The following is a 26,493-nucleotide window of genomic DNA, read 5'->3' on the forward strand; positions in this document are numbered from 1 at the left end:
GTTATCGGCTTTACGAATAAGGATTTGAAGCATGAAAATCAGTATCGGCGCCCATCCTTCCAATTTGACGTTGACCGCGCTGACGCATTATCAACCGTTACAGCAGCCACTCAGGGATGCCGGGCTGTCGCCAGAATTTTATTGGTATCCCGAAGGGCGCATGATGCATGCGCTGGCGGTGGCGGGGAAAGTGAACGTCATCGGCACCGGCACCACCCGCGCCATCACCGCGCAGGCGGATGGTGTCATCCTGGCCTATATCGGCGCCTCCAAACCCCGGCTGAGCTGGTCCTCCATCGTAGTGCCGGCGCGGTCGGACATAGTGGCCGCCGGGGACCTCGCCGGCAAGCGCATCGGGTTTATCGAGGGCTCCTTCCAGACCTATTTTCTGCTGGCGGCCCTGGATCGGGTGGGTCTGAATTATACTTCCATTCACGGGATGAATTTGAAGCCCGGTGAATCATTAGCGGCATTGCGGGCCGGGCGAATCGATGCCTGGGTGGCGATGGATCCTTATCTGAGCGATGCCCTGGAAGGAGGCGAAATCCGAAAAATCCAGGATTGCGGCGATCTGATTGCCAACCGTTCGGTGTTCTGGGTCCTGTCCGAGGTGGTCGCCGCGGGACCAAAGGTGATCCAAACGCTGTTTAACACCCTGGTGGCGACGGATGCCTGGATTGGCGGCCACCTTGGGCAGGCGGGGGAACTGTTCTCCAGGGTTATCGCCAATGGCTTATCCGCCGCCAGCTGGACGCAGGGTTTGAAAAGCCGGGATTGGGGCATATTGCCTCCCGACCGGCAGTTTTTTACCGAGCAGCAGGTCGAGGCCGATTTATTGTTTAAACACGGCCTGTTAAAACAGCCTGTGGATATTTCGCAATCAATGCTTCCGTTTCAACTGGATGGGTTGGCGACGCATACCAGGGGATACCGTAATGGGCGAACGTAAAACCGCAGAGTTTTTTTGGCGAATTCCCACCCAGGGCGACGGTCGGTCGGTCTCTTCCTCGTCCTGGAATCGCGGGGATTGGCAGCCGGCCGCGCCTGGTGTGATAGCGCCGGGAGCGCCTGACGGCCGGCCGGATGGCTACGGTTATATTGATTATATGGCCCAGGTGGCCAAAGCCTGTGAACTGGCGGGATTTGACGGCGTGCTGGTGCCTACCGCCTTTGTCAGCGAAGAACCCCTGATGATCGCCGCCGCGCTGGCGCGGGAAACCCGCACGCTGCGATTTATAACGGCCTTTCAGCCGGCATTCATCACTCCGGCCTACGCGGCCAAAATGGGCGCCACCCTCCAGCGCATCAGCCACGATCGGCTGGAATGGAACATTATTACCGGCGGCAGCGCCCCTGCCCAGCGTGCTTACGGCGATAGCTTACCCCATGATGACCGATACGCCCGCACCCTGGAATGGCTGGACGTGGCGGCGGGTTACTGGCGGGGCGCCCCTTTTAACCATAAGGGGGCGCTATATGATATCCACGACGGCGGTTTGGCGGCGCCTTTGGTCTATACCCGCAAGCCCGGTATCTATTTTTCCGGCTCGTCCGACGCGGCGTTGAGCGTGGCCGCCAAACATGCGGATCATTACCTGATGTGGCTTGAGCCCCTGGCGGACATGCAGGCCGTCATGCTCAGGCTGAACCGGATGGCTGAATGCCATGGCCGCCGGCCGGGCTATGGACTGCGCGTGGATATATTCGCCCGTGAAACCGAAGCGCAGGCGTGGGATGAAGCCCGCCGTTTATGGGAGACGGTTGAGGTGAATCAGTCCCGGCAGGCAAAATCCATGACCAGCTCCGGCGGTGAAGACTCCGTCGGCGCGCGGCGGCAGGCGGCGATACGCGAGAATGCATCCGGTCGTTTTGAAGACCATTGCATCGGACCGAATCTATGGTCGGGGCTGGGCCTTTTCCGCCCCGGCCCCACCATCGGTATTTTCGGCAGCTATGATCAGGTAGCGGATCGCCTGCTGGAGTATATCGAAGCGGGGTTCGGCACATTTATCCTGGCCGCCAATCCCCATCTGGAGGAGGCGCTGCGTTTTGGCGAGCACGTTCTGCCCCGGGTGCGAGGCCGGCTGTCGGCGTTGGCATAGCCCTTGAAATAACAGATTGTCCGTCGGCATACGATCGACACGGACCATGCTCTATTAACTTTTGCCAGGTGGAGAAAATATTATGCGATAGCTAACGCTTTTCCGGTTAATTCAATAATGAAATACCCTAAATAATTCGAGTTGCGGGAAAGCCAACGTATCTGCAATTTGAAGTATGACGGGTATAGATGAATATTGTTCTCTTAAGAACAATAGGAAAGCTTTGGTTTATTGAACCCCGGAGATTAACCGAATTACAAAATACATTTTATGCAGAATAAGATGGGCATTGTATCGTTCATCGGCCTCACCGTACCTGCTTATTATGGCAATGCTCAAATCATTCCATAACGGCAAATTTATTATCAGAGGTTCCAGTGAGCATCCCAGACTAATACATTTATTTCGTCCTGGATATGGCTTTCACTGGTAATGATTGTTTTTTTTTGAAAATTTTGCAGAGGGAACAATGAAAAAATTGGCACCTTTCGCTGCGGTCGTGATCACAGCGATGCCCCTGGTGAGTCATGCCGCCGTCAGTAATATAAAGTCATCCTGTTCGTATGGCGACGGCGGAGTGGATAATGTCGCGGATTTTTTACAATGCGGCACGGTGAGCGGCAGCTTACGCACCCTGTATTACTCTTCGCACAATACCTTATTCGTCACGGGAAAAAGTCAGGATACGGTAAGTTATGGCGGCAACGTAAAATATGAAACCGCGCCCTTGTATGGCTTTCGCGCCGCCCTGGGCGGGGTTTTCCTGCGGGGTATCGACCATCCGGACCCGTCGCGCACCGTCGGCGCCCTTGCCAACAATCAAACCAATTTCGGCGAAGCGTATCTCAGCTGGCAGCATGAGAATTTCAAGATCACCGCCGGCGACCAGAGAATCAATCTTCCTTTTGCCTCTGATTATGATTTCCGCGTGACGCCTATTCTGTTCCGCGGAATCGATACCGATTATGGTGATAAAATCAATTTCCTGCACGCAACCAAAGTCTGGCGCTACAAACCCTGGGCCACGGATCAGTTTATCGCCACCAGCGCTTATACCAACGTGACTGAACCCACCAACGGCATGTGGGCGGTGGGGGCGGGACGTGGCGTGGAGCTCGGAGCGGAGAAACTCCAGGGCCAGGTTTGGTATGAAAGCTATGATGATTATACCAACATTTTCTACAGCGAGGGCCATTTACGATTCCCCGCCATGCCCCATGCGCCGGAAATCGGGGCGCAGTTTATCCGGGGGACCAGCGAGGGCCGGGCCCTTGCCGGCAAAGTCGACAATACTTCCTATGGTTTGCAATTCGGCCTGGCGATAATTCCCAGACTGGAGTGGAAACTTAATTACGATCACATCGCCGCCAGCCCTAACTCCTGGAAGAATGGCGCACTGGTGGCGCCTTATGCCCATTCCGCTTCCTCGGGGTCCTATTTTGCCCAGCCCTTTTTTACCAGCACCGAAGATTTAGGCAGCGGTAACGCCTATTCCACCAACCTCAGCTATAGAGCCAGCGAAGAGCTGCTGGTGGGGACGCGTTATTCCTTTATGGATCTCAAACCCTCGGCCAAGGCCGCCAGCATCAATCAGTCAGAATATTTGGTGTATTTCACCTGGAAATTAACACGGCTTTTAAAAGGCCTCAGTCTGACCGATTCCGCCGGCGTTCAGACATCCTCCAGCTATGATAAGAATTTTTGGCAGAACCGGCTGGCGGTGCAATACGATTTTTAATGCATTTAACCAAGAGAATTACTTATGGCATATGCTCGGCGCCGGTGTATTGGCAAGAAGAAGATGCCGGGACGTTTAAATAAATGACCTATTCAGGAGTGGATTTATGAGTGAATTATTCCGGAATTTTTTGGATGAATTAAGGGCCGCGGATGAATTGGTGGATATCAGGCAGCCGGTGGACATCCGCCATATCAGCACCCTGGTGGATCAAAGCGACAAGGCTTTGCTGTTTCACGATGTTATCGGCTATGACATGCCGCTGCTGTCCGGCATTATCCGTACCCGGCAGCGGACTATCATGGGCATGGGCTGTACCGAGTATTCGCAAATCGAGAAAAAGCTGCAGCGGGGAATAGACAACCCCATCCCGCCGAAATATGTAGAGACGTCCCCCACCAAAGAAGTCATCTTGACCGGTGAGGATATCGATCTGTTTCGCATACCCATTCCCCTGTCGTCTATTTATGACGGAGGGCCGATGATTACCGCCGGCATCGTAATGGCCAAAGATCCGGAATACGGCATTAATTCCGGCATATACCGATTCATGGTGAAAGAAAAGGGCCTGACCGGCATCGATTTGGTGACGCCGAATAATATGCGCTTATTTGCCCAGCGGGCCCTGGAGCGGGGAGAACCTTTGCCCATTTCCATTTCCATCGGCAATCATCCCATCGAAATCATGGGGGCCGGTTATCGCGCCCCCATCGGCGTCGACGAAATGGCCATTGCCGGCGGAATCCTGGGCGCGCCGGTGGAGTTGGCCATGTGCGAAACGGTGGACCTGCCGTATCTTGCCGATTCCGAACTGGTGATCGAAGCGGAAATCCTGCCGGTGGGCTGGACCGAACCCGAAGGCCGCTTTGGCGAGTTTACCGCGCTCATGGGCGGCCTGCATTGGAATCCCAACGTGCGAATCAAGGCCATCATGCACCGGCGCGACGCCATGTACTACGCGCTGCACATGCCCTGGGAGAATACCTGGCTTGCGGCCCCCACCCGCTACCAGGCCATTCGCCGCGCCTTGCTTACCGCCGGCGTGCAGGTCAAGGATATCAATATGACACTGGGGGGGCGGGCCTTCTGGCATGCGGTGGTCTCCATCAAAAAACAGGCGGGAGAGGGCAAGAATGCGCTGCTTGCGGCGCTTTCGGTCATGGATATCAAACATGTGGTGGTGGTGGACGATGACATCGACGTCTTCAACGGTGAAGAAGTGGAATGGGCCATTGCCACCCGGGTGCAGGGCGACAGGGATGTGATGATAATTCCCGGCGCGCGCGCCAAACCCCTCGATCCCAGCCTGCAAATTACCGCGCCGGGGCAAGTGCCCACCGGGGCGAAGGTCGGTATCGACGCCACCATTCCGGAAGGGATCCCCCATGAACGCTACCAACGCATCTCTTATGCTTATGCCGACACGGCAAAGATAGACGATTACCTGGCGGGCAAACAGGACCCCGCGGTGGCGACGGATCCGGCCAAGGTGAAAGAAGCCGCGGCGGCCATACATGCCCTTATTGAAAAAACCCCCTTGTATTACCAGGAGGTGGCGGGCCGGTTCTCTCAGTACAGCTTTGTCACCATTGCCCGCGCCCTGGGGGTCATGCACGAATCCAAACAGCTGTGGAAAACCGGCGAAGGCAAGTTATGCATTCGCGGATCCAAATTTGATGCGGTACAGCGGACGCGTTGACGCGGAAGATCACCCCTCGTTAGGGGCTATGGGTATGGGGCATGTTTACGCCGCCGCCCCATGCTCGGGCACCTCTGTACGCTGCCGGACCGCAATGCCGCTTTGCCGGGGCCGGCGCTTGGCGCAATTTTACCGGGCCGGGCGCCGGCATGCGCCCGGAGAGTTCGCCGATTGCTCAATTCTTGCGGGAGTGGTTTCCACCGGCATTTTTATCCGCATGTCCTAATGCGCGTTCAGGGAAACAGCGGTCACGTAAACGCTGTTTCAACTGCGCCGCGTCGGGAAAACCGCCGTCGGTTTTCCTGTCCCACAGCACTTCCCCCTCCACCGTGATTTCATAGATGCCCCCTGAGCCTGGAACGAGCGTGACGGAGGCAAGATCGGTATTGAAGGTTTGCAATAATTCCTGCGCCATCCATGCGGCGCGCAACAGCCAATTGCATTGTGAACAGTAGCGAATGGTGACGGCCGGAAGCGTGGTCATAGGCGGACTCGAGCAGGGAGATGGATGTTTATGGTCTGGTAAAGGGTGAATCTTGTCAAGAATCGGAACGGGCAGTCCTGTCTAAAAAAGTAGCAAAAAAGGATTGTTTCGTCGTAAGAATGGTACATAGGAATTTTCCTAGCTCATTATTATACTCACGCATAAAGGAAATATTATTTTCAGCTGAATGGCTGAAAATCGTTATTTTATTATTACTGGAAATAAATTAATAACATTATTTTTACAAACCATCGGTTAATGGGAGGTTATGATGAAGTAATATCTCGGTGTCTTTTAATGACAATTCCAATTCGAATGTTCATATAAATAATATGCGCTAAAGGGGTGGCACTATGTGAAAACAGGCCGGCCATAAAGCGCGGTGTAAAAAATATCAGGTAGCGTGGTCTTTATAAAATGAATTTAATTATTTCGTATCTATTTCTTAACATGTTGATGGTTTATAGTTTTTATCGGCATATAAAATTTATAAATAGCCGGACATTGCCTAAAACCGTTCATTCACATAGAAAAACGCACTATCGCCATGGCAAGTTATTCACATCGGTTATGCCGCCGCATTCGGTTGGGAATAACGCCGGCAATCCTGTTTCATCCATTCATCAAGGAGGAAGGATCAGCAAAGCGGCCTGATGGAATTATCGTATATCAAAGAGAAAACAGTACTGTCTGATTCTATCAACTTGTTGATATAAAAGACTAAATTATGGCGTTCATTTCAAATATGACGGCTGGCGGAGACTATTATGCGCTGAACAGGCCGGTTATCAAGCCATTGTTCTGCTGTTGAAATAATGACATGAGCGGAATCCAGGCGTACTTGTAAATAAATAAGTACTTCTGCGATATCTATTTCCTGAATAACGCATTGGGAAATAAGGCATAGAGGTAATAGCTGCTATCACGCTATTCATTAATACCCGCCATACTTCAAGTTTCAGGTGCTTTGGCTTTCCTGCAACTCGAATTATTTAGGGTAAAACATTTATTTTACAAGTAGGCAAAAATGAAAAAATTGATGTTAATATCGGCGCTGGCTCTCTGTGGCTGCAGCGGGGTGGGCCATTATAATGTGGATAAAACCGCAAGCGCCAAGGCGGATTTTCATTTCATTGGTATTCCGGTATTGGCGGGGGCTGTGGGCTCCAGTTTTCCCCTTACGGAGCATTACAGCCTGACCGCCGGGCATGTTGCCAAGATAATGATGGTGAAAGTGAAAGCCTATAATCCATTATGCGATGTTGCCATTATCTATCATAATAATAAAGGCGCTGTATTACCCAAGGTGGAATCCGCCATAAAGGGTGAGCATGTAAATCTTTATGGATATAATGCCTATACCGCATTACCCACCTCATCATCGGGCACATTAAAGGAATTCGGCTGGTGGGATAAACCCAACACCAGCTGCCTGGTGGGGCTCACCGACGCCGGCGGCATACAGGGCATGAGCGGCGGGCCGGTTTACGGTGTGGACGGCGCCGTTATCGGCGTATTTACCGCAACTCACCCGAAAAGGGACCAAAGCATTTTTGTTCCCTATCAGAATATCGCGGGCTGGATTAACCAGGAGTTGCAGGGAGAGGATTTAGCGCAAATCAGGCAAGCGGAAAACCTGCGCCTGGTTAAGCGCACGGCCGCTTCCTTGCCGCTGGCGCGGGCCGACCTCCCGGTACGCTAAGGCGCGGATAAGGCATAACGCGCCCGCAACCAGGCCGGGGAGCAAGACGAAACGGCGCTACTCCTGTTTGCTGTGCTGCTCACGGTAAGCCAGGGGGCTTATGCCCAGATTACGCTGGAATACGCGCCGGAAAACGTCCGCGCTGGTAAAGCCGCATTTCATCGCGATCTTGTCCAGGTTCATCGATGTCATCTGCAAAAATCGCTGCGCCGCTTCCATGCGGATATTTTCAATGTATTTTGCCGGCGTGGTGTTCAGCTCATGCTTGAAAATCCGTATCAGCGTGCTGCGGCTCATGGCCAACCGGTCCGCCAGTACATCCACCGACAGTTCCTGGGAGAGATGTTCATGAATCCAGGGCTGAAGCGCTTTAATGCTCCGCTGGCCGGAGTACTGGGCCAGCAGCGAATAACTCAGTTGGGCCTGATCGGCGGGGCGCCGTAAAAAAAGCACCAGTTCCTTGGTCACCTCTCCCGCCAATGCCTCGCCGTGATCGTCGGCAATCAGGTTCAGAGCCAGATCGATCCCGGCGGACATTCCGGCGGAGGAGTAGATTTTCCCGTCCTTGACCCATATCGGCCGTTCTTCCACATGTACGCCCGGATGGAGTTTGCTGAACTCCTCCATCACGCGCCAATGGGTGGCCACGCGTTTGCCTTCCAGCATGCCCGTTTGCGCCAGCGCGAAAATGCCTGACGATACGGTACAGATGCGGCGAACCCGGCTTGCCTGGGTGCGCATCCACTCAATGGCCATCGCCGGATACAAACCGAAAGAAGCGATATTGGTCGTCACGATCAGCGTATCGATATTGGGAGTGCGCCATTTTTTATCCGCCAGCACGGATTGTCCCAGCACGCTGATACCCGATTCGCTTTTGATCTCCTTATCCGGGCCGGGGGAGACCAGTTCCACCTGATAAGGATAATATTTATCCGCAAGGGTGTTGGCGATTCGAAATGCCTCCGTCGGCCCGGCGATATTTAACAAATCGACAGGAGGTATACCAAGAATGACTATATTTTTAGTTAACGGACGATTCGGCATCATTAATCCTCTTTCGCCATTAAATAAAAACAGCAATAAATTATATTAACTTTTGACACAAATTGTCGGGAACTTGGAATTTTACTATGCCTGGAATTAAATACAGTCATCATTCGCGGCTATAACTTCATATAAATTATCCTTGAAAAGATAGTAATGTAAAGTTGTGTACCTGTGCAAGGTTGTGAAATAATTAGATACATTTTAATATTAAAGGATTAATGGCTGTATTTATTTACAGAATCATTGTACAAGCAAGAATGTCATTGCTGGTATTTTTATACAATATTTTCCTTCAGGAACCATTTTTTACGAGCAGTAGACATGGCTTGATAAGCATGCATTTAAGCTATTGAAATTAAATATTATTTATCGAAATGCTGCGTGGATTTACATCCTGACTAGGATTTTACTGAAAAAAACATTTTTTACCTGTCCTGTGGTCAACGATTGATATAAGCTATGAAATCGAGAACGTTATCGTTTTTTTTGCGAGATAATGTGCTTACGTAATATATCATCACGCAAAACTGTTAAATATGAAATACATTGACATATTTAGAAATTAGCGCGATTGGGAGTAAAACACTCCACAAGCGGGGGCGCCTACATCCTCGTTATTATGCCCTTATCCGCCGCAATAAGGGACATAGTGCAGATAAACAGAGACTGTCACTTATTGTATGGGTAACCGCTCGTTAGAACTGGTATTGCACGCCGGCGGAGGCAGTATAATGCCTGTTTTTCATACCGGCAGAGTTATTCCCGCTATAGTTTTTTTCTACGCTACTGGTACTTGTCTTTGTAAGATATCCAATTTTTTGTTCATATTTATTAAAACTCAGTTCAACAAATATCTTTGCGTTAGGGGTAACATAGTATCCCGCATCCACGGCAGCGGAGTAATAGTGGGAGTTGTTCGCCTTATGACGGAATGTGGCTTGCCGCAGATAGTGTTCATCATTATCCTTGGCCGAAACCCAGGGGCTGAATTTCAGCAACGCGTTGAATTCCGCCTTTTGATAACGATACATGCCGGCCATGCCGAGGTAGGGCATGGCGAATTTCTGTCGGTAGCCGATGGTGCGCCCGCCCCGGGAAAATTCGCCAACGTCATTTCCATTGTCATAGTTATAATTCCCGCCAAAACTTGTCCAACTGAATCGCGTCTGCTGGTAGCCAAGCACTGTCCCCAGACGATACTCCGGTGTGTTAAGCATCCACCCTTTGACATTCACATCGAATTCATTGGCATGCTTGAGCCGGGTATTCGGATGCGTGGACCAGTCTGTCCAGTGGGACTGACCAGGATTTCTCCAGTCGTAGTCATCCATTCCTGCCCCGCTGGAAGCCAGGGTGGTCCATCCCTTGACGTTCAGCGTCAGAGAATCAGAGGCATCCCAGGCAATATCCCCTCTGAAGATGGCGGCGTTTTTGATTTGCCAGATTAATTCACTGATTTTATGGCCATCATAGGGATTATAAGAATACTCATTCGATTCCCCGTTCAGCCAACCCATGGCTGCGCTGGCTTTTATGCTGTCAGCATCGAAGCGAACCTTGTGCGCCAATGCGGATGGAGCGGTGGCCAGAACAGCAATCATGACTGCAACGTTTTTTTTAAGCATTAAAATTATTTCCGTAAACTAATTGATAAGAGGTTAACTAATATGCATGTGGTAAATAGTTTCAGATAAGAACCAGCCTCATAAAAAGAACACGCAAAATACAAATAAAAAGGTGGTAAGTAATTAATCATAAAAAAACTAAAAAAATCTTAAACGAAACAAAAAAATATCATCAATTGATAACTTATTAATGAGGTGAGTATATAATTAGGAATGAAATATTCAATCTAGGTTGGGGGACGGAATTGTAGGTACTATTATTATCGATTCATTTCGATGTAAATGATTATCAGCAACCCGGCATGCTCGAGCGGAACCCGAGCATGGCTTATTTGTTTAAATAATAATTTGGTTAAGTTTTAGTATATCAATCTTTACATTATTACTCATTTTTGAAGTATCCAGATTATTTAGGATATGCATTATTTCAATGAATATATCTTTATGTTCGCTTAGCTCCTCACCCTTTATCGTCGCTAAGGCTGCTATAAGCTCGCCGCCATAATTCTCACCTACCAGTGGATCTTCCTTCATTAAGGCAAGAGCTCTTGGCATCAGCTGATCAATGCAAATTTTCTGACGGATAGCACGGCAAATATCGTCCACGGTTAAAGCATCAATTGGCACATCCAGGACGCTCTCGTATCCTCTCTGGAGGGGAGGATTTTCTTCCTTTTTGCTGGGATTCAAGCTGGTCCCTCCCGTAATCTTAAAAAGGTCGATTGGCGTGCATACTAAATCGCAGGAATATTGCTTGCTGTAATAATTGCCAAATTAATATGGTTTAAAAACGATTACCGAATTTTTGAAAATTTCGTGGATTTCATTGTCCGGCGGCGCCGGTATATCCGCATCCTGAATGGCTTTAACAGCCGCTGCACAAAGCGGTTTATAACCTTCAGTCTTGAAGTCGCCATGCGTGGCGCCCTTTTTGGATATATTAAAGCTTACGGTACATTGCTTTCCGTTAAACTCTTTCTCAAGATGGAGTTTTATTTGAACGGCTGATTTGATGTCTTGAGCATATTGCATTTTCTTGCCATCCAACGGCACAAAAACCTGGGAGGGTAGAGGGCTTGGCAAAGGGCTGGCGTGAGTGCTGCACGCAGAGGAAAATACCAAGCTGAGCAGGCAATAAGGGAATACTCTTCGCATTATATAAATCCAGTTATGAGTGGAGTGGTGATTATCTTCATCAGTGAATAAGTTTTTTTGTATCAAGGGAGCACGAAAAATTCAACGATTATATTGATATCGTTTAACAACGGATGACAAAGGATGATATTACGGCAGTATGTTTAATTTACGATGGGAAATGCGGTTGATATGCGCTGTTTAAATGCTTATTCAACGATACGTATTGTTTAGCTTATCTGCCGCCGAGACAATATAGCAGATAAGCAGCCGATGGCAGGTATTGCCCACCGGCCGCCGTCTCTCCTCAGTTCAGCCTGACCTTGGAAAAATCGCTGCCGTTGAGGCTGACGCTATAGCCGCTGACGTTACTGCGGGTGGCATAAAAGGTTTTGCCGTTGGCCAGGGGTATCCAGGGGGCCTGCCGATGGAACACCTGCTGGGCCTGTTTATACAGGGCGGCGCGCTGGGCCGGGTCGCTGATGATTCTGGCCTGCTGAATGAGCGAGTCATACTGTTTATCGCACCAGAACGCGGCATTGGAACCGCTTTTGACGCTGTCGCAGCCCAGCAGGGTATTGGCGAAATTATCCGGATCGCCGTTATCCGACATCCAGCCGAACAGCGCGGTGGCGTGTTCGCCTTTGCGAATGCCGGCCAGGTATTCGCCCCATTCATAGCTCACGATTTTCGCCGTGACGCCGACTTTGGCCCAATCGCTCTGGATCATCTCCGCAATGCGGCGTGAGTTCGGGTTATAGGGGCGCTGTACCGGCATTGACCATAAATCGGTGGTAAAGCCTTGTTCAAAACCAGCCTGTTTCAGCAATGCCTTGGCCTTGGCCGGATCATAAGGGTAGTCCGCCAGATCTTTATCAAAGCCGAGCATATTGGGGGGAATGGGGGACTTCGCCACCGATCCGGAGCCGAGGAATACCGCATCGACGATGGCTTTTTTATCCACCGCATAATTCAACGCCTGACGCACCAGGGCATTGTCGAACGGTTTTTTGACGGTATTAAACGCCAGGTAACCCACATTCATGCCGTCCACGCTGTGAAGGGCCAGCGCTTTGTTATTTTTGATCTCGTCAAAATTAACCGGACTCGGCGCGGGAATAATCTGGCACTCATTTTTTTCAAGCTTGGCCAGGCGCGTGCTGACGTTGGGGGTAATCGAAAAGATAAGTCGCTTGGTGGGCACCTCTCCCTGCCAATAATGGGGATTGGCCTGATAGCGGATAATGGAGTCCACTTTATATTCCTGCAGGTTATAGGGGCCGGTGCCGATGGGATCGGTATCCACCCGTTCCGGCGTGCCGGCTTTTAACATCGCGTCGGCGTATTCCGCGGAGAGAATGGAGGCAAAATCCATGCCCCAATCCGCCAGGAAGGTGGCATCAGGTTTTGTCAGGGTAAACCGGACGTGATAGTCATCGATTTTTTTCACGTCCTGAATAAGCGAACCGAGGCCGACGTCATTGAAGTACTCATAGGTGGCCTGGGACACCTTATGGTAGGGGTGATTAGCGTCTTTCTGCCGCAAAACGGAGAAAATCACATCGTCGGCATTAAAATCACGGCTGGGAGTGAAATATTTATTGCTGTTGAATTTGACGCCCTGGCGCAGGGTAAAGGTATAGGTTTTGCCGTCCGGACTGATTTCCCACGCGGTGGCAAGGGAGGGTATCGGCAAATTATCGCTTTCCCGGAAGGCCACCAGCCGGTTATAGAGCACCTGGGAACTGGCGACAAATGAGGGGCCGGAGCTGGCGATTTGCGGGTTAAACGATTCCGGCGAGGCTTCGGAGCAGTAGACCAGAACGCTGTTGTCGGCGGCCAAGGCCGCGCCGGCCGGCAGCAGGGCGGCCATAAGCACTACGAGAGAGGTTTTCCTGAAATCCATTTTTCTTGCCTTATAAGATGATAATAATCCGATTTTAAACAGTCCATTATAAGCGGCCATAGCGGAAACTGAAAAATCTTATGCTTATTAGAGGCTTCTCGCTGGTTATAAGCGCTGCCTCTTAAGGCATGGGCGCCGGTAAAATCCTTCGCCGGCGCCGCCTTCAGTGGTTGCTTAAAATATTTCTAAGATATATCTTTAAAACGTCAATCTCCTGAGGTTTTCTCACCTGAAATTTTCATCGGGAAGGGTGATGGATAATTTATCTGATAAAAGAATCCTGGTCCTCGCCGTCGCGCTGGATGCTTGCGATCGCACTGCCCTGGGGGCGTTTTTCCATCAGTGGGGTCCGTTTGAGCATGGGATGTCCATGGCGGGGGATGTCATGGGCGGCGACATCATGCGCGGCTGATGTCGCTGGTATACCTCCTCTGCGCAGACGTCTGCATCACTATGTATGTATCGAAGAATAAAAAAGAAATTGGAGAGAAATATGGAGAATAACCCCATGAACAATGTAAATAATAAACGGCCGGTGAGAGTAAAAAATGAATTGAAATTCAGGGAAATCATTGTCAAACGCTGTGAGGACCTGTTCGGCTGCTTCAAACGCATTATTTTTACCGGAGAAGAGCTCGGCGGGTTCGTTTCACGGGGGTTTGACGATCATATCAAGGTTTTTTTCCCGTCGGCGCCGGGGAAGTCCGTCACACCGCCGCGCATCACCGAGGAGGGCATAGTATGGCCGGAGGGAGCACGGCCCATTGGCCGCGATTATACGCCGCTGTCTTTCAACGCGGAAAAAAATGAACTGACGCTGGATTTTTATTTGCATGACGGCGGCGTGGCAAGCGAGTGGGCCGCCAAGGCGAAGCCGGGGGATATGCTCGCCATGGGGGGCCCGCGGGGATCGCTTTTGATACCGACGGATTATGCCAGGCAACTCTATCTCTGCGATGAAACGGGCTTGCCGGCCATCAAGCGGCGCTGCGGGGAGCTTAACGCCGCCGGCACGGCCGGGAACGCGGTGATTTTGGCGAGTGCCCGGGATGCCCGATGCCGGGAGTATCTCGCTGACCATAATGATATGCATATCCAGTGGATTATTGGCGAAGCCCCGGGCCGCCGGCCGGACAATGACGCTGTGCTGGCAAGCGTGAAAGCATTGCCCCTTTCCGGTAAGGATTGCTTCATTTGGGCCACCGGCGAAGGTGGGCTGGTGAAAGCCATCGGGGATTTTTTCACCGTACAATGCGGCGTTGAGCCGGATTTTGTCAGGGCTGTCGCCTATTGGCATGATAAATAATGTGCTGTACGGCGTGCTATAAAGCGATATATTTGAAAAATCCTATAATGAACCCCCTACGATGATTTCGATGAAAAAAACGCCGCCCTACAGGCAGCAGGAACCGTTAGATAGCGATAAACAGCGCCCCGCGGCGATAGGGGGAAAAGAACATTGTCTCGGGGGGCGCAAGCATCGCCGCGAACGCATGTTCGACAGCGCGGACATCAGGTTGTTGATCATGCATTTTTTAGCGCAGGGGCCCGCCCATGGCTATGAATTGATCAAAGCGATACAGGAGTTGTCCAAAGGCGAATACACGCCGAGCGCCAGCATCGTTTATCCCAACCTGACCTTTTTGGAGGAGCAGGGGATGGCGTCCCCAGTCTATGACGGGGCGGGGAAGAAACAGTACCGGCTGACGGAGGAGGGCCAATCGCTGCTCGATGTCCAGCGTGGCAACCTGAACGGGATTATCGACCGTTTGTATTCCATGGCGATACTCTCCAATAATCGAAGCATTCCTGAAATGCAAAGAGCGATTAATAATATCCGGACGGCTTTGAATCTGCGCCTCGCCAAAGGGAAAATATCCCAACAGGCGCTTTATAACATTATCGATGCGCTGGATAACGCCGCCAAAGAAATCGAACGGAGCTAAAAGATATTCATCCAATACCCTTCAAAGGACGATTCCATGCCTATTCTTAGCCCCCTCTATTGCGGCAGGCTGTTATATGCCGCTCTGCTGCTATTTTCCGCCCTGTCGCTCGCGGCGCCAGGGACCGGGCGGGACGCATTACCGGGCATTGGGCTCATGCCGCGAAACGCCGAGTCGGGCAAACCGGCCGTATTGGCGGTGGTTAAACCGGCCATAGCCTGTTCCGCACTGATGCAGGTGGATTTAGCTGTTATCGGCGGCCAAGGCAGCCGGGTGGTGTCGGCGAAAGAGGTGTCTGCCGGCGGCACGGCGTTTTGCGCCGTGGAAGGGGTGCTGGCGCCGGAAATCAACTTTACGCTTATGCTGCCCACGGCCAGCTGGAACCAGCGCTATATGCAGCTGGGCTGCGGAGGATTATGCGGCCAGGTCAATCTTCAGGTGGGAGCGGCGGCCGGCTGCGCCGTGCTGAATGCCGGCGGGTTTGCCCTGGCCGCCACCGATATGGGGCATCCCGCGTCGGAGCAGGATTTCGGCAACGATCCGCAAAAGCGCAGGGATTTCGCCTACCGTTCGGTGCACCTGACCGCGCTGGCGTCCAAGGCGCTGGTGGCGGCGTTTTATCAGCGCCCCGCGGCCAGGTCCTATTTTAACGGCTGCTCTGACGGCGGTCGCGAAGCCTTGATGGAGGCGCAGCGGTACCCGAAGGATTTCGACGGCATTATCGCCGGCGCGGCGGCGATGAATTTCCAGGCGCAGAATGCCCTTTATCACAGTTGGCAGGCCGTCAGCAATACCGGCCCGGATGGCAAGGCCATCATCACCGCGGCCGAGCTTCCGTTGATTCATCGGGCGGTATTGGCGCAGTGTGATGGGATTGACGGACAGAAAGACGGCCTGATCTCCGATCCCCAGGCCTGCCATTTCAATATGCGCGTATTAAAATGCAATGGGGTGAAGGCGGGCAGCGGCGGGCAATGTCTGACGGATATCCAGCTTACCGCGCTGCGTCGCCTATACGACGGGCCGCGAGACGCCGACACCGGTAAAAAAATGACCGTCGGCGGGCCGCAGTATGGCTCGGAACTGGCCTGGGCCGGCGTCTTTGTGCCGCAAACCGCCGATGGTCCGATTTTCAGCCGGCTTATCGCACTGTCCTCCCTGAGGTACCTGAATTTTACCACCAACCCGCCGGGGACCTTCAGTCTGAAAGACCTGAAGTTCAACGGGGCAACGTTCCAGGCGTTGCAGAAACTTCATCCGCTTTATGATGCCACCAATCCCGATCTGAGCGCGTTTGCGGCGGCGGGAGGCAAACTGATTATTTGGCATGGCTGGGCGGACCCGCATATTTCCCCGCTGAATTCCATCGCCTACCACAATGCCCTGGCGCAATACATGGGCACGGCCAGGCGGGACAGATTCGAGCGGTTATATCTGCTGCCGGGCGTTTATCATTGCGCCGGCGGGGAGGGGCCAAGCCTGGTTGATTTTCTGACGCCGCTGATGGCCTGGGTGGAAAAAGGCGTCCCGCCGGATGGTGTCGCCACCTGGCAGGCGCCGGATACCGAAAAAAGCGGTTTTGGCCAGCCGGTTGCGAACGAAAACCCGGCGCCGCCGGTTCTGAGAACGCAGACCATCCCTGGGAAGGCGGCGTCACGGCCGGTGTTCCCGTATCCCTATTATGCGGCGTACGGCCTCGCTAAAGGCGATCGGGCCGAAACGCCGGCCTATAGTCCCAGGCCGCTGCTGGAGACCCATGCCTATTATCAATGGCTCGGCGAAGGCTTCTATCGGCCCTACAAATTCCTGGACTGATATTGTGCCCGGCCGGGGCGGCGCGTAGGTGCGTCCCCGGCCCGCTAGATGCCGTTGCCGGGGCTTTGCAGGATAACATCATACTGCCGGCGGCTGACGGGACTGAAGCCCTTGATAAGCACGGCGCGGCAAACCTCGCGGTGTTCCGGCGCGCTCACCAGCCCCAGCAGCGCCGTCCGTAAGGCCGCCAGCGTCGGGGGGGAGGTGTGCCGTTGCGTAATCAAGGGCAGGCCGGGAGCCAGCGGGGTGCGTCCGATGGTTTTCAGGCCGCGGATGCGTTCGGGACGATGGCGTTGCAGCAGGGCATAGGTGACGCAGTCGACGGCGGCGATATCCGCCTCTTCCCGCTGCAGGGCTATCAGGGATTGTTCATGGCCGCCGCTGAAAATGATCTGGCTGAAAAAATGACCTCCCGCGGCCATCGGCGCCGTCATGGCCCGTAATGCATGGTAACCGGAATAGGAGTCGGCGCTGTTGCAGACCGCCCGCCGCTGCCTGAAATCCCGGAGCTCAGCCCCTGTCTCCCGCTGACGGACGAGCAGGAAGCTACGGTAGCCGATGCCTTCACAGCCAGGGGCATCATAATGGAAACAGCCCACCGGCTGGACGTCCGGCAGCATGGTCATGAACGGATAGCCGCAGGTCTGGCTGAGCAGCAGTTGGGGATCTTGCCAATGGGCCGCCAGATCCGCCGGCCAGCTAAGGGCGAGACCGGCGGCGGCTACGCCATGTTCGGCCAGCAGCCGGCGCAGATGTTGCCACTGGGCGTCGACGTCGGCCCGGTTAATGGCATACATGGGAAGGGAGACGCTATCAGCCGGGGCCATCAGGTTTTTTTTCACCGGTGAACGACGCCGGATGAACATTGACATCCACAGGTCTCAACAGGAAACGGCTTAACCATTCGAAATACCCTCGCACGACAAATCCCCGGTTTTGCAGCTGGTAGCTGTGCCGATAGGTCAGATAAATATAGCGCAGAGCATACCAGGGGACACCCGGCAAATCATGGTGTACCGAATGATAGTTCAAATTGAGAAACAGCAGGCGCCAGGGCAGGGCGGCTTCATTGATCACCGAGCGCTCCTTGGGATCGTCCGCCGCCTGATGTTCCATAAAGGAGCGGATTTTGGTCAAGCCCAGGGCCGGGTAGCTGACCGCCAGCAGAAAATAGAGTACCGGGAAGCCGCAATAGCGTATCCAGGCGATAACCAGCATCAACAGCACGCCGTGCGCCAGCCACATCCCCATGGCCCGGCGGTCGCGGCGGTGAAATGCGGCAATCAGGCAAACCATGGCCTGGGCGATATCCAGCGCCGGCCCCAGCAGCACCCGGCCCGGCAGGGTATTGTGCAGCCGTATCAGGCCCCGCTGCCGGCGGCTCAATCGTTCCCAGCGCTCTGCTGAGAAATAATAGGTTTCCGGATCTTCGCCGGGCAGCGTCAGCTCTTCTTCCCGATGGTGCCGCAGATGCAAGTCGCGGTACAGGCCGTAGGGATACCAGATGGCCAACGGCAGCAATCCCAGCAGCTGATTGACGCGGGGATTGCGGGTGGGGTGGCCGTGGATCAGTTCATGCTGCAGCGACATATACCAGGCGGTGAACCAGGTAAGGACAAGAGTGGCGGGAACCCATCCAAGGATTCGCCAATAGGCCAGGGCGGCGAACCAGCCGCTGTAAATGGTCACAATCAGGATCCAGGTGGGCAGTTCGCTGCGCCACAGCCATGATTGGGATAATCCGTGAATAAAATCCCGCTGCTGTCCGTGCAGGTAGGACGCACCCTTTTTAACCGTTGCCATCAGCCTTATTCCAATGAATAACTACCCATTGGAAAATAAAATGGAATGCACGGCACTAAATAACAACGTATTTAAACGGTAATAGATGAACGGGAAATAGCTATAGGGTAACGGCGCTAGCCGCCGGGCTGATAACGCAGCGCGTCGACAAACAGGGCAAAGGCGGTGGTATGCTGTTTGCGGCTCGGATAATAGAGATAATAGCCGGGGAAGGGTTCGCACCACTCCTGCAGCACACGCACCAGGCGGCCTTGGCTGATGTCATCCGCCACCGAATCATCAGGTATGAAAGCCAGGCCGAAACCATTTACCGCGGCGTCTATCCGCTGTTTGAGGGTATTGAAGGTGAGTTGCCCCTCCACGCGGACTTTTATCTGCTGGCCGTTTTTTTCAAACTCCCAGGCATACAATCCGCCCATGGTGGGCAGCCGCATATTGATGCAGGCGTGATGCTGCAGATCCTGCGGCGTGCCGGGGACGCCGCAGCGGGCAAAATAGGCCGGCGCCCCCACCACGGCCATGCTCATATCCGGCGCGATGCGCACCGCAATCATATCCTTCGCCACCTGTTCACCCAGGCGAATCCCGGCGTCAAAACGGCCGCTGACGATATCGGTCAAGGCATTATCCACCGTGATTTCCACATGGATATCCGGATATCGGGCGAGGAACGATTTCAGCACCGGCCAGAGAACGTAATCCACCGCGTGTTCGCCGGCGGTCAGGCGAATATTACCCGCGGGTCGTTCACGCATTTCGCTTAGTGCTTCCAGCTCGCCTTCTATTTCGGCAAAGCGCGGCTCCAGGCTGGCAATCAGCTTTTCGCCGGCTTCCGTGGGGGCGACGCTGCGGGTGGTGCGGGTGAGCAGCCGGAGCGCCAGCCGCTCTTCGAGCCCGCGGATGGCATGGCTTAAGGCGGATTGCGACACGCCGAGCTTGGCCGCCGCTTTGGTAAAGCTGCGCTCCCGCGCCACGGCAAGAAAGGAAAGCAAATCGTTAAAATTTTCTTTTAGCATTTCATTAGGGATGTTTTTAGCATTGACCGGGCATAGATTAGCACTAATCAGCGGTAATACGGCACTATTTATGAATTGACCTCATAGACTTATGCACATTATCCACTCTAATATTTATGACCGTTCTTTGCTACCTTTCACATCAGGCGTTATATCCGGCGATCGGTATCCCGACGCGCTGGAAAAACTCACCGGACCGTAAATCGGAGCAAATATAATATGAAGATAACACCCAGCGGTTCCCAGCCGTCCAAAGCCGGCCCTGAAAGTTATTTTACCGGCGGGGTCCGCATCGATGCGCCTTTCCAGGCAACGGCGCCGGCCCGTGTGGGGGGCGCCACCGTGACGTTCGAACCCGGCGCCCGTACCGCCTGGCATACCCATCCCCTGGGCCAGACGCTTATCATCATCCAGGGCCGTGGCTGGCTGCAGGAATGGGGCGGCGAAATCAAAGAGATGAATCAAGGGGATATCGTCTGGATCCCTGACGGGGTGAAACATTGGCACGGCGCGACGCCTGACACCGCCATGACGCATCTCGCCATAGCGGAATCGCTGAACGGCAGTCCGGTTGAATGGCTGGAAAAAGTCAGCGACGAACAGTATCGGAAATAATTTCGGAGGAATTATGGCACAAGGTATTGAAAATAAAGTGGTGGTTATCGCCGGGGCCAGCAGCGGCCTGGGTGAGGCGCTGGCGCGCCGTTTGGCCAAGGACGGGGCAAAACTCATGCTGGGCGCCCGCCGCCTGGACCGGCTGGAAACGCTGGCCGGGGAGCTATCCCTGGATAAAGAGGCGGTGCTCAGAACCGATGTGACCCGGCCGGAACAGGTGCAGGCCCTGGTGGACAAAGCCGTGGCGCTGTATGGCCGCGTTGATGTGATGGTCAACAACGCCGGACTGATGCCGCATTCGCTGCTGGAACGCCGTAAAATCGACGACTGGAACCAGATGATTGACGTTAATCTCAAAGGGGTACTGTACGGCATTGCCGCGGCGCTGCCGTATATGAAAGAACAGAAGGGCGGGCATATCATTAACACCTCTTCCGTGGCGGGCCATAAGGTACGGCCGGGCAGCGCCGTGTATGCCGCCACCAAAACCGCGGTGCGGGTGATCTCCGAAGGGCTCCGGCAGGAAGTGAAACCCTACAATATCCGTACGACGATTATTTCCCCCGGGGCGGTAACCAGCGAACTGGCGGACAGTATTACCGAAGCCGACGTGGCGGCGAATATCAAGCAGTTCTATGCTGAAACCGCCATCTCCGCCGACTCGTTCGCCGCCGTGGTGGCCTTTGCCATCAGCCAGCCGGAGGAGGTGGATATCAATGAAATCCTGTTCCGCCCCACGAAACAAGATCTCTGATTAGCCGGATGCCGGCGTCCGGTGACGGGGCGCCTTTCAGCCTAATGACGCATAGATCACCTGGAACGGCTGGTGGTCTAGCGCCGGCATCATTTCCGGCCGATGGCGACAGTCAGTGACGATATCCGTCAGCGAGGGCAAAGGGCAAACGCGAAACAGCGACCATGAGCCGTATTTGCTGCTGTCGGCCAACAGCACCCGGCGTTGGGCATTGGCCAGCAGATCCTGCTTGAGGCCGGCTTTCTCTTCGGTCGGCGTGGTAATGCCTTTCTCCAGGCTCCAGGAGTTACAGCTGACAAAGGCAAGTTGCGGATTAATGCTGCGCAATAGCTTGCGGCCATGTTCACCGATGCAGGATTGACTGCTGTCGTCGATGCGTCCGCCGATTATGGTAACCTCGATTTGCTTAAAGCCGCTGAGAAACAGCGCGATATGCAAATCAGTGGTAATCACCCGTAACGGCAAATGGCTTAATTGGCGGGCCAGCTCGTACATGGTGGTGCCGGCATCCAGCACCACGGTATCACCGGCGGTGACGAAGCCGGCGGCCTCAAAGGCAATGGCCTGCTTCTCCGCCAGATTGCGCTGATTTTTTTCGTAGGTGGTGGGCTGGGAGGGAATGAACCGGTTAAGGGTTACGCCGCCGTGCATGCGGCAAATGACGCCTTCCCGATCCAGTTTGATGAGATCCCGGCGCACGGTGGCGGGCGATGCGCTCAGCACCGTCACCAATTGATCCACTGTCACCAGATTATGGTTTTTCAGGTAACCCAAAATCTGGTCAAGGCGAGGTTGTCCCGTCATCGCGTCCGTCCGCTTATGCCAATTGCATTGCCAGCGCGATGGCAACAGCCATGCTCTTGGCTTTGGCTTGTCCGCGCCAGGCGATATCAAACGCGGTGCCATGATCCGCGGAAGTCCGGATAAACGGCAGGCCGGCGGTGATATTCACCCCATCGTAGAAGCCTAGCAGCTTTAAGGGGATATGCCCTTGGTCGTGATACATCGCGACGACCATATCATATTGTCCCTCATAGGCTTGCAGGAAAACCGTATCCGGCGGACAGGGGCCGTAAACATTGATGCCTTTTGCCGTCATCGCCGCAATGGCCGGGCCGACAATGGTTATCTCCTCATCACCGAACAGACCGTGTTCTCCCGCATGGGGATTGACGCCGGCCACCGCGATGCGGGGGGCGTCGAAACCGACGCGTTTGAGAAAGGTATCCGCCATGGCGATAACGGTTTCTACCCGCGCCCGGCTCAGGGTATCCAGGAATTTGCGCAGGGCGATATGCGTGCTGACATGAATCACCTTCAGCTTTTCGGTATAGAGCACCATGGCGTAATCCCGGCTGTGGGTTAATGTCGCCAGCAATTCAGTATGCCCTGGATAAATATGGCCGGCGCTGTGCAATGCTTCCTTATTTAACGGCGCCGTGGCAATGGCATGAACCTCTCCCGCAATGGCCAGTTCGGTCGCCCGCTTTACGCAGCGGTAGGCCAGATCCCCCGCGGCCGATTGCACCTTGCCCGGCTGCAACGCCAGAGGGTCGGCCAGCGGTTCATCGATAACGTTCAATATGCCGGGAGCGAAATGCGCATCGGCGACGTTTTTAATAATCCGCAGCTCCGCCGCCGGCGTGATATTCAGAGATAAAACCCGCCGGAGCGTACCGGCGCAGCCCACCACCACCGCCGGCGCACCGGATAGGGGGCCGTCGATGAGTGATTTGATGATGATTTCCGGACCGATGCCCGCCGGGTCGCCCATGGTGACTGCAATAATTTTAATCACTCCGCTTCTCCTGATTGAAACACAATATGATTATATTGAATCATAGTTGATTATATGTGAGCACGATCAAAAAAAACCAACGTTAAATATTCTATAAAATAGGGGCGGCGGCCATGAGCTGTGATGTTAAATGATGAAATATAATCACCGACGTTCCCTGAGCGGGGAATGAAGAGACAAGGCAAGGTCAATGAATATAAACAGCACCCTTATCAGTGGTTATCAGGCGCTTAACGACCTGGGTTACCTGTTGCAGGATAAGCGAGCGGCATTACTGGTAACGGATAAAAACATCGCCGTTATTCCCGCCGTTCAAAGCGTGATTGAGCAGGTGTGCGGCAAGGTCGCCAGCCTTAAGATGATTGATAATGTCCCCCCGGAGCCCAGGGCGCAGGATGTGGAGGCTATCGTCGCCGCGCTGGGGGGAAAGTCGTTTGATCTGGTGATAGGTATCGGCGGCGGCAGCGTGCTGGACGTGGCGAAACTGCTTTCAGTGCTGTGTATCGGGGGCGCGCCGGATTTAACCGCCCTGCTGGCGGGAGAAAAGCCGCAAAAGCGCATCACCTCGCTGCTTATCCCCACCACGGCCGGAACCGGCTCGGAAGCTACGCCCAATGCCATTTTAGCCATCCCCGAACGGGAAACCAAAGTCGGGATCATTTCGCCGGTGATGCTGCCGGACTATGTGGCATTGGTGCCGGAGTTGACCGTCAGCATGCCGGCGTCTATCGCCTCGTCAACCGGTATCGACGCGCTCTGTCATCTGATTGAATGTTTTACGTCCGTGGCGGCCAACCCGGTCAGCGACAACTATGCCCTGATGGGGCTGAAAAAACTGTTCGCGAATCTGGAAATCGCCGTGGCCCGGCCGGATAACCTGGCCGCCCGATTGGAAATGCTGTGGGCGTCTTATTACGGCGGCGCCGCCATTACCCATGCCGGGACGCATCTGGTTCATGCCATGTCTTATCCCCTGGGAGGCAAATACCATATCCCCCACGGGGTGGCGAACGCCATTTTGCTGGCCCCCTGTATGCGCTTTATCCGTCCGGCGGCGGTGGCCAAATTTGCTCAGGCCTATGATTTAGTGCCTGATGCCATCACCTCTCTAAGCGACGAAGAAAAATCCCACGCGCTGGTGGAGTATTTTTCCGCCTTGGTGCAGCGCCTAAAGCTGCCGGCGAGTCTCGAGGCGCTGGGGATCGGCGGGGAGCATTTGCCTTATCTGGTGGAGGCGGCGCTGGACGTGCAGCGGCTCATGAAAAATGTTCCGACGCAAGTGGGCGCCGACGATGTCCGCCGCCTCTATTTGACGCTGTTCCAAACACAGGATTGTTGATTAATTACGAGGGTATTATGAGCAAAAAAATCAGCGGCGTACTGACGGCTATCGTCACCACCTTCGACAATAACGGCGATTTCAGCCCGAGCGCCATGCGTTTGCAGGTTCAGCGCCAGTTGGGTTACGGCAACGGCATATTCTGCGGTGGCACCAACGGCGAGTTTTTTGTGCTGAACGAGAAGGAAAAGCTGGCATTAATCGAGACCTGCACCGATGAGGTGGCGGGCAAGGCGGCGGTGGTGGGGCATATCGGCGAGATATCCACCCGCGAAACCATCCGGCTCGGTAAGCAGGCGGCGGGTTTGGGCGTCGATGCGGTTTCCGTGATCACGCCCTATTTTGTGCCGCTAAAACAGGAGGAACTGGTGTGGCATTACCGGGCCATTGCCGATGCCCTGCCGGTGCCGATCTTTCTCTACAATATTCCGGCGCGCACCGGCAACACGCTGCAACCGGAAACCGTCCGGCAATTGGCGTCCCATCCGAATATTATCGGTATCAAAGACAGTGCCGGCAGCTATGAAAGCCTGAGCGGCTTTCTTAACGCCGTGAAGGATCTCGAGGGTTTCAGCGTGCTTAACGGTCCCGACTCGCTCATTCATCAGGGCTTTGTCGATGGCTGCTCCGCATGCATCTCCGGTTTGGCCAACGTCGCGCCAAAAGAGATTAACGCTATCTGGTCCCGTTTCCATGCCGGCGATGTGGAAGGCTCCCGTGCGGCGCAGGAACAGGTGACCGGACTGCGAACCGATCTGTATAACGTGGCGTTTTCTCCGGCGGCGGTGAAAAAAGCGGTGTCGCTGATGGGTTATGACGTAGGGGAAAGCCGTTATCCCATCAGGTTCAGCGCGGCGGACGAGGAAAAAATCCTCCAGATCATCAATAAATATACCAAGTGATTTTTGCTGCGGGCGTTTATACGCGCCGCGGAATCACGACCATGGGCCGGTGGGATAATAACGGAATCTCAACATGAAAATACTCTGTACTTCGCCCTCTTTTGCTAAATATGATGATAGCCCGGTCATGGCGCTTAAACAGCATGGCCTGGAAATAGTCATGTTGCCGGCGGATATCAGTCTGTCCGAACTGCGTGCGCATCTAGCCGATACCGTGGCGATGATTGTGGCGTTTACCGAGGTGACTCCGGCACTGCTGGAGATGGCGCCGCAGCTCAAGATTGTCTGCAAGCATGGCGTCGGCGTGGACAATATTGACCTGAAGGCCACCGCTGAACGGGGTATTTATGTCACCAATGTTCCCGATGCCAATAAGCATGCGGTCGCCGATTTTGCTTTTTCCTTGATCCTGGCCGGCGCCCGCCAGCTGACGCAATCCGTTATCCAGACGCGGGAAGGCCGCTGGCCGCGGATCTTTGCCACCGATGTCTATGGCAAAACGCTGGGCATTGTGGGACTGGGGAATATAGGCAAACAGGTGGCCTTGCGCGCCGCCGGATTTAACATGCGCGTGCTGGCCTATGATTTTTATCAGGACGAAGCTTTTGCCCGCGACCATAACGTTGAGTTTGTTACGTTGGATTCACTGGTGCAACAGAGCGATTTCATTACGCTTCATACGCCGTTGACCACCGAGACCCGCAACCTGTTCGATGAAGCGCGGCTGAAACGTATGAAAAAAAGCGCCTTCCTGATTAATGTTTCCCGTGGCGGCGTGGTGGACGAAAACGCGCTGTATGATGCGTTGGTTGATCACGTCATCGCCGGTGCCGCGGCGGATGTGTTTGAACAGGAACCGTTAAAGACCCATCCATTATTTAGCTTAGATAATTTTATACCAACATCACATATCGCGGGGTATACCGACGGCGCCATCAGCGCCATCGGTGCCCGTTGCGTGGAACAGATTATTCAGTGCGTGGTACACCAGCAAAGACCTGTAAATATCATGAATTCACTTTGATGGTATTTAATAATGGGGAGAATGGCTATTTTCTCCCCGGG

Annotated in this window: 25 protein-coding genes; 14 read left to right on the forward strand and 11 right to left on the reverse strand. The window is 53.8% G+C overall.

Going from position 1 to position 26,493, the window contains the following annotated elements; all coding sequences use genetic code 11:
- Positions 1-31: 31 nt before the first annotated feature.
- The 4 genes from ACL2XO_RS13720 to ACL2XO_RS13735 all read left to right on the forward strand — a co-directional run bounded on the left by ACL2XO_RS13720 (position 32) and on the right by ACL2XO_RS13735 (position 5,539).
- Positions 32-949 (forward strand): ABC transporter substrate-binding protein, encoded by a 918-nt coding sequence (locus tag ACL2XO_RS13720; protein WP_413742965.1) that lies wholly within the window; start codon positions 32-34, stop codon positions 947-949.
- A complete protein-coding gene (locus ACL2XO_RS13725; RefSeq protein ID WP_132921806.1) occupies positions 936-2,102 on the forward strand; it encodes an LLM class flavin-dependent oxidoreductase in 1,167 nt (388 codons plus the stop codon). The genes ACL2XO_RS13720 and ACL2XO_RS13725 overlap by 14 nt, the downstream gene beginning before the upstream one ends.
- A 469-nt stretch (positions 2,103-2,571) precedes the next feature.
- Complete coding sequence (locus tag ACL2XO_RS13730) at positions 2,572-3,840, forward strand: TonB-dependent receptor (protein WP_413742966.1); 1,269 nt, start codon at positions 2,572-2,574, stop codon at positions 3,838-3,840.
- Between the two features lie 106 nt (positions 3,841-3,946).
- On the forward strand, positions 3,947-5,539 hold the full coding sequence (locus ACL2XO_RS13735; protein ID WP_132921804.1) for a UbiD family decarboxylase: 1,593 nt from the start codon (positions 3,947-3,949) through the stop codon (positions 5,537-5,539).
- 175 nt (positions 5,540-5,714) lie between these two features.
- Here the strand turns inward: ACL2XO_RS13735 and ACL2XO_RS13740 are convergent, their stop codons facing one another.
- Positions 5,715-6,023, reverse strand: a complete 309-nt coding sequence (locus tag ACL2XO_RS13740; protein ID WP_132921803.1) for a SelT/SelW/SelH family protein — start codon at positions 6,021-6,023, stop codon at positions 5,715-5,717.
- Between the two features lie 1,027 nt (positions 6,024-7,050).
- On the opposite strand from ACL2XO_RS13740, the gene ACL2XO_RS13745 reads away from it, so the two are divergent.
- Positions 7,051-7,725 (forward strand): trypsin-like peptidase domain-containing protein, encoded by a 675-nt coding sequence (locus tag ACL2XO_RS13745; RefSeq protein WP_132921802.1) that lies wholly within the window; start codon positions 7,051-7,053, stop codon positions 7,723-7,725.
- A gap of 57 nt (positions 7,726-7,782) precedes the next feature.
- Here the strand turns inward: ACL2XO_RS13745 and ACL2XO_RS13750 are convergent, their stop codons facing one another.
- The 5 genes from ACL2XO_RS13750 to ACL2XO_RS13770 all read right to left on the reverse strand — a co-directional run bounded on the left by ACL2XO_RS13750 (position 7,783) and on the right by ACL2XO_RS13770 (position 13,440).
- Positions 7,783-8,775 carry a GlxA family transcriptional regulator gene (locus tag ACL2XO_RS13750; protein ID WP_132921801.1) on the reverse strand — a complete coding sequence of 331 codons (993 nt, stop codon included), beginning with the start codon at positions 8,773-8,775 and terminating at the stop codon, positions 7,783-7,785.
- Positions 8,776-9,470: 695 nt separating this feature from the next.
- Positions 9,471-10,400 (reverse strand): omptin family outer membrane protease, encoded by a 930-nt coding sequence (locus ACL2XO_RS13755; RefSeq protein ID WP_413742967.1) that lies wholly within the window; start codon positions 10,398-10,400, stop codon positions 9,471-9,473.
- A gap of 336 nt (positions 10,401-10,736) precedes the next feature.
- On the reverse strand, positions 10,737-11,090 hold the full coding sequence (locus ACL2XO_RS13760; RefSeq protein ID WP_413742968.1) for a contact-dependent growth inhibition system immunity protein: 354 nt from the start codon (positions 11,088-11,090) through the stop codon (positions 10,737-10,739).
- An 84-nt stretch (positions 11,091-11,174) separates the two neighbouring features.
- The gene (locus ACL2XO_RS13765) at positions 11,175-11,555 is read right to left on the reverse strand and encodes a cell envelope integrity TolA C-terminal domain-containing protein (RefSeq protein WP_413742969.1); all 381 of its coding nucleotides are present in this window, start codon (positions 11,553-11,555) and stop codon (positions 11,175-11,177) included.
- A gap of 286 nt (positions 11,556-11,841) precedes the next feature.
- Positions 11,842-13,440 carry an ABC transporter substrate-binding protein gene (locus tag ACL2XO_RS13770; protein WP_203521608.1) on the reverse strand — a complete coding sequence of 533 codons (1,599 nt, stop codon included), beginning with the start codon at positions 13,438-13,440 and terminating at the stop codon, positions 11,842-11,844.
- Between the two features lie 253 nt (positions 13,441-13,693).
- Here ACL2XO_RS13770 and ACL2XO_RS13775 point away from each other — a divergent pair, with 253 nt between their 5' ends.
- From ACL2XO_RS13775 to ACL2XO_RS13790, 4 genes are all read left to right on the forward strand, one after another.
- On the forward strand, positions 13,694-13,852 hold the full coding sequence (locus tag ACL2XO_RS13775; protein ID WP_413742970.1) for a hypothetical protein: 159 nt from the start codon (positions 13,694-13,696) through the stop codon (positions 13,850-13,852).
- 96 nt (positions 13,853-13,948) lie between these two features.
- Positions 13,949-14,746 (forward strand): siderophore-interacting protein, encoded by a 798-nt coding sequence (locus tag ACL2XO_RS13780; protein WP_413724322.1) that lies wholly within the window; start codon positions 13,949-13,951, stop codon positions 14,744-14,746.
- Between the two features lie 61 nt (positions 14,747-14,807).
- Entirely contained in the window at positions 14,808-15,386 is a 579-nt protein-coding gene (locus ACL2XO_RS13785) for a PadR family transcriptional regulator (protein ID WP_413742971.1), read from the forward strand.
- 36 nt (positions 15,387-15,422) lie between these two features.
- Complete coding sequence (locus ACL2XO_RS13790) at positions 15,423-17,201, forward strand: tannase/feruloyl esterase family alpha/beta hydrolase (protein WP_413742972.1); 1,779 nt, start codon at positions 15,423-15,425, stop codon at positions 17,199-17,201.
- Between the two features lie 44 nt (positions 17,202-17,245).
- On the opposite strand, the gene ACL2XO_RS13795 is transcribed toward ACL2XO_RS13790, so the two are convergent.
- From ACL2XO_RS13795 to ACL2XO_RS13805, 3 genes are all read right to left on the reverse strand, one after another.
- A complete protein-coding gene (locus tag ACL2XO_RS13795) occupies positions 17,246-18,043 on the reverse strand; it encodes a phosphate/phosphite/phosphonate ABC transporter substrate-binding protein (RefSeq protein ID WP_413742973.1) in 798 nt (265 codons plus the stop codon).
- Entirely contained in the window at positions 18,015-19,004 is a 990-nt protein-coding gene (locus ACL2XO_RS13800; protein WP_413742974.1) for a fatty acid desaturase, read from the reverse strand. The genes ACL2XO_RS13795 and ACL2XO_RS13800 overlap by 29 nt, the downstream gene beginning before the upstream one ends.
- A 116-nt stretch (positions 19,005-19,120) precedes the next feature.
- On the reverse strand, positions 19,121-20,020 hold the full coding sequence (locus ACL2XO_RS13805) for a LysR family transcriptional regulator (RefSeq protein ID WP_413742975.1): 900 nt from the start codon (positions 20,018-20,020) through the stop codon (positions 19,121-19,123).
- Between the two features lie 219 nt (positions 20,021-20,239).
- Here ACL2XO_RS13805 and ACL2XO_RS13810 point away from each other — a divergent pair, with 219 nt between their 5' ends.
- Both ACL2XO_RS13810 and ACL2XO_RS13815 read left to right on the forward strand, forming a co-directional pair.
- Positions 20,240-20,635 carry a cupin domain-containing protein gene (locus ACL2XO_RS13810; protein ID WP_413742976.1) on the forward strand — a complete coding sequence of 132 codons (396 nt, stop codon included), beginning with the start codon at positions 20,240-20,242 and terminating at the stop codon, positions 20,633-20,635.
- A 13-nt stretch (positions 20,636-20,648) separates the two neighbouring features.
- A complete protein-coding gene (locus tag ACL2XO_RS13815; protein ID WP_132921787.1) occupies positions 20,649-21,389 on the forward strand; it encodes an SDR family oxidoreductase in 741 nt (246 codons plus the stop codon).
- A gap of 36 nt (positions 21,390-21,425) precedes the next feature.
- Here the strand turns inward: ACL2XO_RS13815 and ACL2XO_RS13820 are convergent, their stop codons facing one another.
- Both ACL2XO_RS13820 and ACL2XO_RS13825 read right to left on the reverse strand, forming a co-directional pair.
- Complete coding sequence (locus ACL2XO_RS13820; RefSeq protein ID WP_132921786.1) at positions 21,426-22,193, reverse strand: DeoR/GlpR family DNA-binding transcription regulator; 768 nt, start codon at positions 22,191-22,193, stop codon at positions 21,426-21,428.
- Positions 22,194-22,206: 13 nt separating this feature from the next.
- Positions 22,207-23,187: a D-threonate 4-phosphate dehydrogenase gene (locus ACL2XO_RS13825; protein ID WP_413742977.1), complete on the reverse strand. Its 981-nt coding sequence runs from the start codon at positions 23,185-23,187 to the stop codon at positions 22,207-22,209.
- 190 nt (positions 23,188-23,377) lie between these two features.
- On the opposite strand from ACL2XO_RS13825, the gene ACL2XO_RS13830 reads away from it, so the two are divergent.
- From ACL2XO_RS13830 to ACL2XO_RS13840, 3 genes are all read left to right on the forward strand, one after another.
- A complete protein-coding gene (locus ACL2XO_RS13830) occupies positions 23,378-24,526 on the forward strand; it encodes an iron-containing alcohol dehydrogenase (protein ID WP_203521595.1) in 1,149 nt (382 codons plus the stop codon).
- Positions 24,527-24,543: 17 nt separating this feature from the next.
- Positions 24,544-25,428 (forward strand): dihydrodipicolinate synthase family protein, encoded by an 885-nt coding sequence (locus ACL2XO_RS13835; protein WP_413742978.1) that lies wholly within the window; start codon positions 24,544-24,546, stop codon positions 25,426-25,428.
- Between the two features lie 73 nt (positions 25,429-25,501).
- Positions 25,502-26,452 (forward strand): phosphoglycerate dehydrogenase, encoded by a 951-nt coding sequence (locus ACL2XO_RS13840; RefSeq protein WP_132921782.1) that lies wholly within the window; start codon positions 25,502-25,504, stop codon positions 26,450-26,452.
- Positions 26,453-26,493: the final 41 nt, after the last annotated feature.

This window comes from Sodalis sp. RH15, assembly GCF_047324255.1.
Taxonomy (GTDB): Bacteria; Pseudomonadota; Gammaproteobacteria; order Enterobacterales; family Enterobacteriaceae; genus Acerihabitans; species Acerihabitans ligni.

Coding starts and splice junctions, on each gene's coding strand:
- ACL2XO_RS13785 (WP_413742971.1), top strand. CDS start 14,808: ATGATTTCGATGAAAAAAACGCCGCCCTACAGGCAGCAGGAACCGTTA.
- ACL2XO_RS13780 (WP_413724322.1), top strand. CDS start 13,949: ATGAACAATGTAAATAATAAACGGCCGGTGAGAGTAAAAAATGAATTG.
- ACL2XO_RS13810 (WP_413742976.1), top strand. CDS start 20,240: ATGAAGATAACACCCAGCGGTTCCCAGCCGTCCAAAGCCGGCCCTGAA.
- ACL2XO_RS13725 (WP_132921806.1), top strand. CDS start 936: ATGGGCGAACGTAAAACCGCAGAGTTTTTTTGGCGAATTCCCACCCAG.
- ACL2XO_RS13755 (WP_413742967.1), bottom strand. CDS start 10,400: ATGCTTAAAAAAAACGTTGCAGTCATGATTGCTGTTCTGGCCACCGCT.
- ACL2XO_RS13805 (WP_413742975.1), bottom strand. CDS start 20,020: ATGCTAAAAGAAAATTTTAACGATTTGCTTTCCTTTCTTGCCGTGGCG.
- ACL2XO_RS13800 (WP_413742974.1), bottom strand. CDS start 19,004: ATGGCAACGGTTAAAAAGGGTGCGTCCTACCTGCACGGACAGCAGCGG.
- ACL2XO_RS13740 (WP_132921803.1), bottom strand. CDS start 6,023: ATGACCACGCTTCCGGCCGTCACCATTCGCTACTGTTCACAATGCAAT.
- ACL2XO_RS13720 (WP_413742965.1), top strand. CDS start 32: ATGAAAATCAGTATCGGCGCCCATCCTTCCAATTTGACGTTGACCGCG.
- ACL2XO_RS13770 (WP_203521608.1), bottom strand. CDS start 13,440: ATGGATTTCAGGAAAACCTCTCTCGTAGTGCTTATGGCCGCCCTGCTG.
- ACL2XO_RS13730 (WP_413742966.1), top strand. CDS start 2,572: ATGAAAAAATTGGCACCTTTCGCTGCGGTCGTGATCACAGCGATGCCC.
- ACL2XO_RS13830 (WP_203521595.1), top strand. CDS start 23,378: ATGAATATAAACAGCACCCTTATCAGTGGTTATCAGGCGCTTAACGAC.
- ACL2XO_RS13735 (WP_132921804.1), top strand. CDS start 3,947: ATGAGTGAATTATTCCGGAATTTTTTGGATGAATTAAGGGCCGCGGAT.
- ACL2XO_RS13775 (WP_413742970.1), top strand. CDS start 13,694: ATGGATAATTTATCTGATAAAAGAATCCTGGTCCTCGCCGTCGCGCTG.
- ACL2XO_RS13815 (WP_132921787.1), top strand. CDS start 20,649: ATGGCACAAGGTATTGAAAATAAAGTGGTGGTTATCGCCGGGGCCAGC.
- ACL2XO_RS13835 (WP_413742978.1), top strand. CDS start 24,544: ATGAGCAAAAAAATCAGCGGCGTACTGACGGCTATCGTCACCACCTTC.
- ACL2XO_RS13765 (WP_413742969.1), bottom strand. CDS start 11,555: ATGCGAAGAGTATTCCCTTATTGCCTGCTCAGCTTGGTATTTTCCTCT.
- ACL2XO_RS13745 (WP_132921802.1), top strand. CDS start 7,051: ATGAAAAAATTGATGTTAATATCGGCGCTGGCTCTCTGTGGCTGCAGC.
- ACL2XO_RS13840 (WP_132921782.1), top strand. CDS start 25,502: ATGAAAATACTCTGTACTTCGCCCTCTTTTGCTAAATATGATGATAGC.
- ACL2XO_RS13820 (WP_132921786.1), bottom strand. CDS start 22,193: ATGACGGGACAACCTCGCCTTGACCAGATTTTGGGTTACCTGAAAAAC.
- ACL2XO_RS13790 (WP_413742972.1), top strand. CDS start 15,423: ATGCCTATTCTTAGCCCCCTCTATTGCGGCAGGCTGTTATATGCCGCT.
- ACL2XO_RS13750 (WP_132921801.1), bottom strand. CDS start 8,775: ATGATGCCGAATCGTCCGTTAACTAAAAATATAGTCATTCTTGGTATA.